10 protein-coding genes are annotated in these 12,630 nt (G+C 75.8%); 4 read left to right on the forward strand and 6 right to left on the reverse strand.

The window, feature by feature from the left end; translation table 11 throughout:
- A partial coding sequence (locus ACEQ2X_RS07330; protein ID WP_370325143.1) for a M15 family metallopeptidase occupies positions 1-772 on the forward strand: 772 nt, incomplete at its 5' end.
- Between the two features lie 34 nt (positions 773-806).
- Here the strand turns inward: ACEQ2X_RS07330 and ACEQ2X_RS07335 are convergent.
- Genes ACEQ2X_RS07335 through sigK form a run of 5 tightly spaced genes read right to left on the reverse strand, consistent with a single transcriptional unit; the run spans position 807 to position 6,198 of the window.
- A complete protein-coding gene (locus ACEQ2X_RS07335; RefSeq protein ID WP_370325144.1) occupies positions 807-2,567 on the reverse strand; it encodes a hypothetical protein in 1,761 nt (586 codons plus the stop codon).
- 53 nt (positions 2,568-2,620) lie between these two features.
- Complete coding sequence (locus tag ACEQ2X_RS07340) at positions 2,621-4,147, reverse strand: ATP-dependent DNA ligase (protein WP_370325145.1); 1,527 nt, start codon at positions 4,145-4,147, stop codon at positions 2,621-2,623.
- Positions 4,144-4,824 carry a uracil-DNA glycosylase gene (locus ACEQ2X_RS07345; RefSeq protein ID WP_370325146.1) on the reverse strand — a complete coding sequence of 227 codons (681 nt, stop codon included), beginning with the start codon at positions 4,822-4,824 and terminating at the stop codon, positions 4,144-4,146. The genes ACEQ2X_RS07340 and ACEQ2X_RS07345 overlap by 4 nt, the downstream gene beginning before the upstream one ends.
- Before the next feature lie 28 nt (positions 4,825-4,852).
- Positions 4,853-5,596 carry an anti-sigma factor domain-containing protein gene (locus ACEQ2X_RS07350; RefSeq protein ID WP_370325147.1) on the reverse strand — a complete coding sequence of 248 codons (744 nt, stop codon included), beginning with the start codon at positions 5,594-5,596 and terminating at the stop codon, positions 4,853-4,855.
- Positions 5,593-6,198, reverse strand: coding sequence for an ECF RNA polymerase sigma factor SigK (gene sigK / locus ACEQ2X_RS07355; protein ID WP_370325163.1), 606 nt, complete (start codon positions 6,196-6,198; stop codon positions 5,593-5,595). The genes ACEQ2X_RS07350 and sigK overlap by 4 nt, the downstream gene beginning before the upstream one ends.
- A 143-nt stretch (positions 6,199-6,341) precedes the next feature.
- On the opposite strand from sigK, the gene ACEQ2X_RS07360 reads away from it, so the two are divergent.
- From ACEQ2X_RS07360 to ACEQ2X_RS07370, 3 genes are read left to right on the forward strand one after another with little or no spacing between them, the layout of a single operon-like run.
- A complete protein-coding gene (locus ACEQ2X_RS07360; protein WP_370325148.1) occupies positions 6,342-7,001 on the forward strand; it encodes a DUF1269 domain-containing protein in 660 nt (219 codons plus the stop codon).
- Positions 7,002-7,024: 23 nt separating this feature from the next.
- Positions 7,025-9,511 (forward strand): ATP-dependent helicase HrpB, encoded by a 2,487-nt coding sequence (hrpB, locus tag ACEQ2X_RS07365; RefSeq protein WP_370325164.1) that lies wholly within the window; start codon positions 7,025-7,027, stop codon positions 9,509-9,511.
- 30 nt (positions 9,512-9,541) lie between these two features.
- A complete protein-coding gene (locus ACEQ2X_RS07370) occupies positions 9,542-11,533 on the forward strand; it encodes a hypothetical protein (RefSeq protein WP_370325149.1) in 1,992 nt (663 codons plus the stop codon).
- A gap of 12 nt (positions 11,534-11,545) precedes the next feature.
- On the opposite strand, the gene ACEQ2X_RS07375 is transcribed toward ACEQ2X_RS07370, so the two are convergent.
- Positions 11,546-12,532 carry an NAD(P)/FAD-dependent oxidoreductase gene (locus ACEQ2X_RS07375; protein WP_370325150.1) on the reverse strand — a complete coding sequence of 329 codons (987 nt, stop codon included), beginning with the start codon at positions 12,530-12,532 and terminating at the stop codon, positions 11,546-11,548.
- Positions 12,533-12,630: the final 98 nt, after the last annotated feature.

Consider the following 12,630-nt stretch of genomic DNA (forward strand, 5'->3'; position numbering starts at 1 on the left):
GACTGCCGCTGCACCCCCGGCTGCGACCCCCACCCACACCTCCACCGCCCCGCCGCTACCGCACGGGGTTGCGCGACCGCCGTGGCTGGGGACCCGTCCCCTCCCGCTCGGACCCGACGGTGAGGCGCTGCCCCAGCCGACCCCTCCCGAGCTGGTGGTTCGGCGGATCCCGACGATCGACCTGCTCCCGCCCCCGCCGCCGGGGGCGCCGTTCGCGTCGACGATCGAACCGCTCAGCGACGAGGTGGTCGCCCGGTCGACCTGGACCCCCGAGTGCCCCGTCGGACGGGACGACCTCCGCTACGTCACCGTCAGCTTCTGGGGGTTCGACGAGCGCCCCCACACCGGGGAGATGATCGTCCACGCCAGCTGGGCCGAGGAGGTCGTCGACATCTTCGGCCAGCTCTTCGACGCCCGCTACCCGATCGAGGAGATGCGGATCGTCAGCGCCGAGGAGCTCGACGGCACCCCGACCGGCGACGGGAACGACACCACGGCGTTCGTGTGCCGGCCGACGCGCGGGTCGACGAACTGGTCCCAGCACGCCTACGGCCTCGCCGTCGACGTCAACCCGTTCATCAACCCCTACCGCCGCGGTGACCGGATCCTCCCCGAGCTCGCCGGCGCGTACCTCGACCGCGCGCACGAGCGGCCGGGGATGCTCGACGAGACCTCAGTCGCCGTCCGCGCCTTCGACGCCATCGGCTGGGGCTGGGGCGGGCGCTGGAGCAGCCTCATCGACTACATGCACTTCAGCGCCAACGGGCGCTGAGCCGCCCGCAGCCGCCGCCGGGGTTGGACGACCGTCAGCCCACGACGGTCGCGTACGCCAACCGGGTGGGGGAGGGGAGGAGGTCCTCGCCACCCACGGCCCACCCCGTCCGGGCGGCCAGCGCCTCGAGCCGCGCGCGCACGCGGTCGTCCACCTCGGGACCGGTCACGAGCGGTGCGGCGCCCTCCCGGACCGCGACGGGAGCGGCGGCGAGGCGTTCGGGCCCGCCCTCCGCCCCGGTCAGGACGACGACGCCCGGTCCCGCGTCAGGCAGACCGTCCTCGACGGCGGCCGCGGCCAGGGCGGTGGCGACGCGATCCTCGCCGGTGATCTGCACGACGGCCGACCGGTCGGCCAGCGCGTCACGGGCTGCGGGGTCGAGGGCTCCGACCACCGTGACCGCGGCGATCTCACGCCCGGCGAGCCACGCCGAGGCCACCCGGGCATCCGGGCCGTCGACGACCAGCAGCGGCGCGTCGACCCGCCCGGCCAGCCCCGCGGCCGCGACGTCGTCGGCGACCGCACCGTCGGGGCCCGCGCCGACCACGACGGCGGCGGTCGCCGCGCCGCCGATGTCGGCCAGCTCCACCGCGGCCGTGACCGCGTCGTCACCAGCGACCCGGCGCAGCGTCACGTCCCAGTCGTAGGCCAGCCGGTCACATCCCTCCGGCCACCCGCCCACCAGGACCAGCGTCCCGCGCCGGCGGAGCGCCCGACCGGCCTCGATCACGGCCGGACCGGCGACGCAGCGGCGCTCGTCCGGCGACCCCAGCAGGAGGGGCCCGCCACGCCGCGCCGCCAGCGCCGCCGCAGCGGTGAGGGAGGCCGGTGGCAGGTCGGGGTCAGCGATCACCACCAGGTCGGCGGCGCCGTCGGGCACCGTCGCGAACGCGGCCCGGGCGGCCACGGCCTCCGGCGCGTCTCCCGCGAGTGGGCGGAGGGTCGGGTACAGCGTTGCGAGGCCCCGCCGGTCGCCGGCGGTCAGCACCTCCTGGCACGGCCTCGCCTGCCAGAACATCACACGGCAGGCATGCGATCCCTCCCCCATCTCGGGGTCCCAGCAGGGGTCCGCCGGGTCGCACAGGTGGGCGAGGCCTATCACGTGACCAACCTCGTGGCGGATCGCCCGGGCGAGCGTCTCCCCATCGGTCACCCGCGGGCACACCCCGATGTCGGCCTCCAGGATCTGGGAGGCCCGCGTGCCGTAGCGGTCGATGGCCAGGCCGCCGTCGGTGAACAGGTAGGAGTTCGCGGTCGTGAGGCCCTCGCAGCTCGGCTCGAGGAAGACAGTCGAGCGGCCGTCGGCGACGACACCGGCATCGGAGACCTCGCCGGCGAAGGCGGACGCCCACCGCGACCCGGGCGAGGCGTCCCACGCGGCCACCGCCCCGAGGACCACGTCGGCACCGGCGATGGCGGCCACGTCGTCCTCGAGCCACCACGTCCACGGCAGCGCCACGTCACCGATCAGCACCTGCTCGCCGACGACCTGCCCGGACACGTAGTCGCCGGAGATCTCAGCTGCGCCCAGGCTGTGCCGGTTCTCGTCGGGGTGGGGCCGGATCAGGTCGGGTCGGCCGGCGGGGACGAGCGGTGCCCCGCCAGCCCAGGGGATCCCCGCGCGCAGCCTCGCGGTCCCGCGGGCGTAGCCGCTCGGGTCCGCGACCTCGGCGACCGTCCGGGCGGGGGTCGGGGGATCCAGTCGCGGCGCGGCGGCCACGGTCAGGGCGAGCGCGGCCAGGCACAGCACGATCACGACGACACGGCGGCGTCGCGCACGGCGGGAGGAGGGCATCAGCATCGGCGGTCAGCGGGACGGACGTGCGACCATCCTGCGTCGCGCCGGCCTCACCCGCCCGAGCCCAGCGCGCGCACCGTCGACAGCGCATCCGCCTGGTCCGGGTCCTTGTCGTCGCGGTAGCGGACCACCCGGGCGAACCGCAGCGCGATCCCGCCCGGGTACCGCCTCGAGGTCTGGATGCCGTCGAGGGCGATCTCGACGACCTGCTCGGGGCGGACGTGGACGACGTGGCCGTCGCGGTGGGTCTCGAGGGAGAGGAACCGCTCGGTCTGCCACGCGAGCACCTCGTCGGTCATGCCCTTGAAGGTCTTGCCGAGCATCACGAAGCCCTCGTGACCGGGCCGGTCGTCCACCGCACCCAGGTGGATGTTGCTCAGCCATCCCCTCCGGCGACCGGACCCCCACTCGACCGCGAGCACCACCAGGTCGAGGGTCCGGACCGGCTTGACCTTCCGCCACGCCTTCCCGCGGCGCCCGGCGGCGTACGGCGCGTCCAGCGCCTTCACCACCACCCCCTCGTGGCCGTGCTCGAGCGCGTCGGCCAGCACCCCCTCCCCCTCCTCGGGGTCGGAGACCACCGCGGAGGGGATCCGGTTGCGCTCGTCGACCAGCTCGGCCAGGCGGGCGCGCCGCTCGGTCAGCGGGGCGTCGAGCAGGTCCTCGCCGTCCACGTGCAGCACGTCGAAGAAGAACGGCGTCAACCCCGACCCGCCCCCGGCGATGTTCGAGAACGTCGACATGGTGTCCTGGAACGCGACGGGACGGTCGTCGGCGCCGACGGCGAGGACCTCCCCGTCGAGGATGACCCGCTCCACCTCCAGCGCCTGCGCGACCGCCACGGTGTCCGGCGACCGGGCCGTCACGTCGTTGAGGTTGCGCGTGTACACCACCACGTCCGACCCGTCCTTGTGGACCTGGATCCGCGCCCCGTCGAGCTTCCACTCGACGACGGCGGTGCCCATGTCCTCCACCGCGGCGGCGACCGACGGCGAGGTCGCCGCCAGCATCGGCTGCACCCCCCGGCCGAGGACCAGCCCGACGGCCTCGAGGGCCGCGCGCCCGCCGGTCATCGCGAGCGACGCCACCTCGCCCAGGTCCGCTGCCAGCATCACCGCCCGCCGCACCACGGTCTCGGGCACCTGCGCCGCCGCCGCGATGCCCTTGACGACCAGGCCGGCGAGGGCGCCCTGGCGCATCTCGCCCAGCACGAGGTGGTTGAGGAAGGACTGCTCGGCGACGGTCGCCGCCGCGTACAGGTCGGTCAGCACCCCGACGCGCACCCCGCGGGACCCCGTCCCGCCGGCCGTCGCCAACGCCTCGAGCGCGGCGTCGACGTCCACCAGCGACAGCGTGGGCGTGGTGGCGGGGGCGACGTCGAGGTCGCGGATCGTCGCCCAGCCGACCTCCAGGCGGTCCTGCGGCGGGTCCCCGGCCAGGTAGGTGGCGGCCAGGCGCACGTCCTCGCCCGCCCCCCGCAGTGCCTCGGCGATGATCGCCACCTTCTCGTTCCGGCTCGACGTGGCGCCGAGCCGATCCGACGCGGCCACCAGGGGCGCCAGGAGCGCGCTGCTCACGACGGCAGGGTCCAGTCCACCGGATCGGCACCCAGTGACGCCAGGTGCGCGTTGACGCGGCTGAAGGGCTTCGAGCCGAAGAACCCGCGGCTCGCCGACATGGGGGAGGGGTGGGCGGACTCCACGGCCGGTGCGTCGAGCAGCCACTCCCGCGTGTCCCGGGCATCACGGCCCCAGAGGACGCCGACGAGGGGCGCGTTCCGCATCGACAGGGCCCGGATGGCCTGCTCGGTGATCGCCTCCCACCCCTTGCCGCGGTGGGACCCCGGCGAGCGCGGCGCGACGCTCAGGCACCGGTTGAGCAGCATCACCCCCTGATGGGTCCACGGCGACAGGTCGCCGGTGGCGGGCCGGGGCAGGCCGAGGTCGTCGCAGTACTCGCGGAAGATGTTGTCGAGGGACCTCGGGACCGGCTGGACGTCGGGCCACACCGAGAACGACAGGCCCATCGCGTGCCCCGGGGTCGGGTAGGGGTCCTGGCCGAGCACCAGGACCCTGACCTCCTCGAAGGGGATCTGGAAGGCGGCGAACACCCGGTCGGGCGCCGGCAGGAACTGGCGTCCGGCGGCCAGCTCACCGCGGAGGAACTCGCCCATCCGACCGATCTCGTCGGCGACCGGCTCGAGCGCGAGCTCCCACCCCGGTCCGACGACCTCGCTCAGCGGTTTGGGTGCCACGCGGCGGGATGCTAGCGAACGGGGTCGGTCAGACCGGCAGGGTCGCCTCCACCTCGCCGGTCGGGGTGGACAGCGGCCCGCGCGGCTCCACGGTCAGGCCGATCTCCTCGACGGCGCCCGCCTCGACGGTGGTGGGCTGGTCGGCGACGAGCTCGCCAGCTGGCAGCGGCTCGCCGTCCACGATCCGCCAGAGGGCGTACATCTGGTCCTCGTCCAGCTCTCGCATCCCGTGGCCGATCACGACCGCGGAGCCGGTCGCGGGCGAGACGAGCCCGGTCAGGACACCGCCGTCGGGCAGGTCCGCGGTGACGCGCTGGGCGTCGGCCGCGACCACCACGCCGGCGATCTGCTCGGCGCGGCGCTCGACGTCGCCGACGCGCTGGCCGAGCTGCAGCACCACCGCGCCCAGACCGATCGCGACCGCGGCCATGACCGCCGCCGCCCCCCAGGCGAGGCGGGTCATGCGGCTGCCGCCGGGCCGGCGGGCCGCGGCGATCGGGGTCACCGTCGCGGCCTCCTGCGGCGCGGACGACACGACGGGCCGCTCCTGGCGGACGGCGTCGATGCGCCCGAGGACCGCGTCACGCATCGCGGCCGGTGGCGCCTCGGCGACGGGCCCGCCCAGCAGCGCGGTCGCCTCGCGCAGCGACTCCACCTCCGCCTGCGCCTCGGGGGAGGTGGCGAGGTAGGCCTCGAACGCCTCCCGCTCGTCGGGGTCGAGGGCGTCCAGGACGTAGGCACCCGCCAGGGTGTGGATGTCGTCGACGTTCACGCGGTCACCCCCATCGCGTCGCGCAGGCGGATCAGCCCGTCCCGCATGCGGGTCTTCACGGTCCCGACCGGGGCCTCGAGGAGCGCGGCCACCTCCCGGTAGGTGTTCCCGCCGTAGTAGGCCAACTCGATCGCCTCGCGCTGGACGTCGGTCAGGGCGTCCAGCGCCGCGCGGACCTGCTCGGTCTCGAGCGACTGCTCCACCTGGTCCGCGACCGCGTCGAAGGGCCGCTCGGCGGATTCGCGGCCCACCCGGTCCTCCCGGTCGCGGCTGGCCTGCTCCGAGCGGACCCGGTCGACCGCGCGCCGGTGCGCGATGGTCAGCACCCAGGACCGCGCGGTCCCGCGGGACCGGTCGAACCGCGGCGCGGTCCGCCACACCTCCACCAGCACGTCCTGGGCCACCTCCTCGCTCTGCGCGGGATCGCGGAGCACCCGCCGCACCACGCCGTACACCTGCGGGCTCATCATGTCGTACAGCGCCGCGAACGCGGCGGCGTCTCCCTTCGCGACCTCGACCAGCAGCGCATCGGCGTCGGCCGGTGCGCCGACCGCGGCGTCCGCCTCGGACACCGTCGTCAGGTGGCGACGTGCTGCGCTCATCGGGTCGGGTTCGTCCCACCCCCCCGTCCCGGATTGGTCGTCGTGGGCCACGGGGCAAAAGGGTAGTGTGATCGGGCGGTGGCGTCCTGCCCGGCCACCCGCCCGGTGCGCCGTCCCGGGCGCCGACCGCCCGTGGAGCACCCGTGTCCGAGACGTCCGACCCCTCCAGCTGGCCGGCTCCCGCCCCCGGATCGGGGGCGAGCAGGGCCGAGGACCTCCCAGGCGCCGACGAGACCGCGAGCGCCGACGGGCCAGCCACCACCGCCGAGGCCGTCGCGGACCCCACCTCCCGCGCCGCCCGGACCGGGTGCCTGGTCGCCCTGCGCTTCGACGATCCGCTGTTCGCCCAGGAGGCGATGCTCGCGACGGTCCGGCTCCGCGCCCGCGGCCACCTGCAGGTCGACGACGCCGCCATCGTGTCGAAGACCCCCGGCGGGAAGGTGCGGATCCAGCAGACCAAGGACCTCAACGCCGCCGACGGGGCGCTGTCCGGCGGCTGGTGGGGGCTCCTCGCCGGGCTCTTCCTGGCCAACCCGCTGATCGGCGGAGCGCTGGGGGCGGCACTCGGCGGGCTGTGGGGCAAGCTGCGGGACGTCGGCATCTCCGACGACCGGATGCGCGAGCTCGGGGACTCCCTCCACGGCGACGAGGCGGCGCTGTTCCTCCTCATCACCGACGCCCACCGCTGGCACGCCCTCGCCGAGGCCCGCCGGTTCCCCGCGCGGGTGCTCCACACCACCCTGTCCGCCGACGACGACGCGGCCCTGCGGGACGCGCTCGGCAGCGGGGTGACGACCCTCTGAGGCCGCCCTCGGACCGGGACGACCTGCCGGTCGGCGCGGTCCTGGACGCCCTCGTCGCGGGCCTGGTCGAGCGCCGCCGGGGCGTCCTGGAGGCCCCGCCGGGTGCCGGGAAGACCACGCTGGTGCCCCTCGCCCTGGCGGCGTCCGGCCAGGTCGACGGCCGGGTCGTGGTCCTCGAACCCCGCCGGATCGCCGCGCACGCGGCCGCGGCCAGGATGGCCGAGCTGCTCGGCGAGCCCGTCGGGCGGACCGTCGGCTGCACGACGGGGGAGGGGCGGGCGGTGTCCGCCGCCACCCGCGTGGAGGTCGTCACCGAGGGCGTCCTCGTCCGCCGGCTGCAGCGCGACCCGGCCCTCGAGGGCACCGGCGCGGTCGTGCTCGACGAGTTCCCCGAGCGCTCGATCGAGGCCGACCTGGCCCTGGCCTTCAGCCTCGAGGTCCAGGAGGCGCTGCGCCCGGACCTCCAGGTCCTGGTGATGTCCGCCACCCTGGACGGCGACCGGGTCGCCGGGATGCTCGGCGACCCCGCGGTGGTGCGCAGCGAGGGCCGCACCCACGAGGTGCAGACGCTGCACCGCCCGGCGCCGGCGGGGGCCCGGGTCGGCGACGTCGTCGCGGCAGGCGTCCGCGAGGCGCTCGACCTCCACGGCGGCGACGTCCTCGCGTTCCTCCCGGGTCGGCGTGAGATCGTCGACGCCGAGCGTGCGCTCGCCGACCTCGACGTCGACGTCCGCCCCCTCTACGGCGCCCTCTCGGGCGACGCGCAGCGCGCGGCCCTCCGACCCTCGCCGCACGGCCGCCGGGTGGTGCTCGCCACCGACATCGCCGAGTCCAGCCTGACCGTGCCGGGCGTGCGGATCGTCGTCGACGGCGGCTGGGCGCGGCGGCCCGCCTTCGACCCGGCCACGGGCATGTCGCGGCTCCGGACCGTCCGCGTGTCCCGCGCCAGCGCCGATCAGCGCCGCGGCCGGGCTGCGCGGCTGGGACCCGGGCTGTGCCTGCGCCTGTGGGCGGCCCACGAGGCGCTCGACCCCCACGCCCCGCCCGCGATCGCCGAGGAGGACCTGGCCCCCACCGCCCTCGAGGTGGCCGCCTGGGGCACCCCGCTCGACGACCTCGCCCTCCTCGACCAGCCCCCGGCCGCCACCTGGGCGGCCGCCACGGCGCTGCTGCGCTCCCTCGACGCGCTCGACGACGACGGCCTGACCGACCACGGGCGGGCGATGGCCGACCTGCCCGTCCACCCGCGGCTGGCGCACATGGTCCTCACCTCCCCGGCGCGGCTGCGGGGGCTCGCCGCGGACGTCGCGGCGCTCCTCGGCGAGCGCGACGTGCTCGTCCACGGCGGCACCGACCTCGAGCAGCGGGTCGCGGCGCTGCGCGGTCGGGCGCGCGGGCCGGTCCGCCGTCGCGCCCTCGATCGGGTCCGGGCCGACGCCGATCGCATCCGCCGACGCTCGGGCATAGACCGCGAGGGGATCGACCGCGAGGGGATCGACCGCCAGGGGGGCGACCGGGACGGGGGAGGGGCGACGGTCACCGGCGACGACGTCGGGCGGCTGGTCGCGCTGGCCTACCCCGATCGGGTCGCGCGTGCGCGGGGTCGCCGCGGCGCGTTCGTGATGTCCGGCGGGCGGGGTGCGGTGCTGCCACCAGGCGACCCGCTGGCGGGCGAGCCGGTCCTCGCGGTCGCCGCCGTCGACCGCGGGGCGGCGGAGGCCCGCATCCACCTGGCCGCGGCCCTCGACCTCGAGACGGTCCGCGAGATGGCCCGCCACGTCGACGTGGTCGAGTGGCGCGACGGCGACGTCGCGGCCGAGCGGCAGCTGCGGTACGGCGCGGTGGTGCTGTCCACCACCCCGCTCGCCGACCCGCCGCGGGAGGCGGTCGTCGCCGCCCTGCTCGACGGGGTGGCGGCCGAGGAGCTGCGCCCGCTCCCGTGGACCCGCGACGTGATGGGGCTCCGCGACCGGCTGCGCCACCTCCACCGCACCCGCCCCGGAGACGGGTGGCCCGCCGTCGACGACGCGACCCTCGTCGCCCAGCTCGCCACGTGGCTCGGTCCGTTCCTGCCCACCGCTCGCCGGCGAGCCGACCTGGCGTCGGCGCCGCTCGCCGACGCGCTGATGAGCCGCGTGCCCCACGACCTGCACCACCGCCTCGACGAGCTCGCCCCCACCCACGTCGCCATCCCGACCGGCCGGCGGGCGCGCATCGACTACGGCGGCGACCGCCCGGTCCTCGCGGTGAAGCTGCAGGAGCTGATGGGCACCCGCGAGACGCCCCGGGCCGCCGGCGAGCCGGTGCTGCTCCACCTGCTCAGCCCCGCCGGCCGCCCGCTGCAGATCACCGACGACCTGGCCGGGTTCTGGGCCGGCTCCTACGCGGCGGTCCGCGCGGAGATGCGCGGCCGCTACCCCAAGCACCCCTGGCCCGAGGACCCGGCGACCGCCACCCCCACCGCCCGCACGACCGCGGCGCTGCGACGCGACGCGGGTCCGCGGACCTGACGCGACCGGCCGGTACGATCCGGCCACCTGATGGCCTCCGACGACCCCTTCCAGACCGACCCCGTGCTCCGCCTCGACGCCGCGCTGCGGGAGATCGTCCAACGCCTCGAGGACCACCTCCAGGTGACGACGGTCGAGCACGCCCAGGCGCTGAGCGAGTCCTCGAGCGCCGCCGCCGGACGGGTGCAGGCCAGCGTGGCCGCCCAGGTCGACCACCACCAGCGGGTGCTCGCCGAGGCCGCCGCCCGGCTCGAGTCAGCCACCGAGGTGCTCGGCACCCGCATCGACGAGGTGGTCGCCGACGACGTCGAGCGCTTCCGGGTCCACGGCGAGGCCGGCCGTCTCGCCCTCCAGGACGCCGCGGCGGCGCTGGTCGAACGACTCGAGGCGGCCGCCGAGGTCTACCGCCAGGTCGCCGACGACGCCGCGTCACGGCTCACCGTCGACGTGGACGGGGTGCGGACCGCCGCCGAGGCCGCGCGCGACGCGGCGGCGGAGGTCCGCGAGCGGGCCGTCCAGCTCGACGCCTCCGCCACCCGTGCGACCGACGTCGGCGAGACGACCACCGCGGCGGCGGCCCGCCTGTCCGAGGAGCTGGCGGAGGTGGCCGAAGGTCTCGGGGCGGCCCGGCAGCTGAGCAGCGCGACCGAGCAGGCCGTCGGGCGGATGGCGGACATCAGCGACCAGGCCGTGACCGCCATCGGCCGCCTCGTCGAGCGGACCGACGAGACCAGCGACGCGGTCCTCCGCCGCGCCGACGACGTCGTCACCGGCCACGCCGACCGGATCGCCGCGGACACGAAGGCCCGCGTCGACGAGCTCAACCGCGTCGTCGGCGCCGTCGAGCGCGCGGTCGTCGAGGCGACCGACCGGGTCCAGGCCGTCGGCCCGGCCGCCGCGGAGATCGACCGGCGGCTCGGGGCGGCGGTCGACCGGATCGACGCCGCCGCGCAGCAGGCCGCACGCCACGCCGAGCGCACCGCCGACGCCGCGGCGACGAAGCTGCTCCGCGACGTCCGCCAGCTCGTCGTCAGCATCCACGACGCGGTCATGAGCGCCCAGGACGGGGTCGCCGACGCGGCCGAGAGCGCCCGGGACCACCTGCAGCGGCGCATCGAGCAGCTCGACACGACCGTCGCCGGTCACACCGAGGTGCTCGACGTCACCGCCACCGCCGTCGACGACGTCGCCCGGCAGCTGTCCGACGGCGGGCGGCGCGCCGCCGAGTCCGCGGACCGGCTGGACGCCACCACCGCCCGGTTCGGCCAGGTGACCGATGCGGCCACCGACCGGATCGTCGCCGCCGCCGACCGGATGACCGCCGACGTCGCCGATGCGGTCGACGCCGCCCTCCAGGTCGCCGCCGACCGGACCGCGGGGGACCTGCAGTCCCTGTCGACGACGGTGGCCTGGGCCGGCCGGACCATCCAGCAGCTGGTCGAGTCCCTCACCGACGACCTGAACGCGACCGTGCGGGCGTCGCTCGGGCGGATCGAGGAGTCCGGCGAATCGGCCCGACAGCGCCTGGCCCTGGCCGTCGAGCAGGCGGAGGGGCGGATCGTCGACGAGGTCCAGCGGGCCACCGCGCCGCTGGCGGTGGAGACCGGCCGGGTGGCCGAGCAGACGTCGGCCCTCGCCGCCACCGCCGCCCAGATCGAGAGCCTGATGGGTCAGCGGGAGGCCGAGTCCGCCCGCCGCGACGAGATCACCCGGCGGATCGAGTCCGCCGTCGCCGACGCATCGGACCTGCTGTCGAGCCGGGTGCGGCACCTGAAGGAGGAGCAGGACGACGTCGTCGTGACCTCGAGCGCCGTCGCCGACCAGCTCGCGGCGGCGGGTGAGCGGGCCACCGCGCTGCTCACCGAGCTCGTCGCGGTCACCGAGCGGCTCGAGGCGGCGACGAGCGCCGCGGACACCTCCCGCCAGGCCCTCGAACGAGCCGTCACCCGCGCCGAGGAGCTGGCCGCGGACGCCGAGCGCCGACGGCGCCGGGTCTCGCCGGTCCCCCCACCCACCGCCTGAGCGGCGACCGGCCTACTTGCGGTCCGAGGAGTGGCCGGGGAACACGCCCTGGTCGGGGTCGATCAGCGGGACGGCGTTGTTGACCGCGGTGGCGGCCTCGCCGAACCCGACGCTGATCAGCTTCACCTTGCCGTCGTAGGTGGTGATGTCGCCGGCGGCGAAGACCCGGTGCAGGTTCGTCTGCATGGCCGTGTCGACGACGATCTGGCGCTTGTCCTGCTCGAGGCCCCACTTCTTCAACGGCCCGAGGTCGGCGGTGAACCCCAGAGCCGCGACCACCGCCTGGCAGGGGATCGTCCGCCGCTCGTCGGTGCGGTTGTCGAACACCTCGACGGACTCGATGTGCTCGGCGCCGTTGATGCGTGCGACCTCGTGGAAGGTCAGCACCTCGACGTCCGAGGCCATGACCTCCTTCACCGTGGTCTCGTGGGCGCGGAAGCGGTCGCGGCGGTGGACGATGGTGAGGGACCGGGCGATCCCGCGCAGGTTCAGCGCCCAGTCGAACGCGCTGTCCCCACCGCCGACGATCAGGACGTCCTTGTCGGCCATGACGTCGAGCTTGGGGACGAAGTACTGCAGCCCCCGCCCCTCCCAGTCGTCGGCGTCCGGCAGCGGACGGGGCGTGAACGTCCCGATCCCGCCCGTGATGACCACGGCCTTGCAGGTCACCGTCGCGCCCTTGTGGCTGGTCACCTCGACGCGGTCGTCGAAGAGGTCCATCTCCTCCGCCCGGTGGCCCAGCAGGTACGTCGGGTGGAACTGCCCGGCCTGCTCGACGAGGTTGTCGACCAGGTGCTGGCCCTTGATCACCGGGAAGCCGGCGACGTCAAAGATGTCCTTCTCCGGGTACATCGCGGCGACCTGGCCCCCCGGCTCGATCAGGGAGTCCATGATCGCGACGGAGAACCCCCGGAACCCGGCGTAGTAGGCGCCGTACAGGCCTGCGGGCCCGGCGCCGATGATCAGCAGATCGACGTCGGTCTCGGTCGGTGAGGTCATGGTCAGGGGTGCTCCTGGTCGAGTGTGCCGGCGCCGCCTCCCGTCAACCCGTGGACGCCGAAACAGAACGCTAACCCGTCCGTCGCATCCCGCCCAAC

This window comes from Euzebya sp. (genome assembly GCF_964222135.1).
In the GTDB taxonomy this organism is placed as follows: Bacteria; Actinomycetota; Nitriliruptoria; order Euzebyales; family Euzebyaceae; genus Euzebya.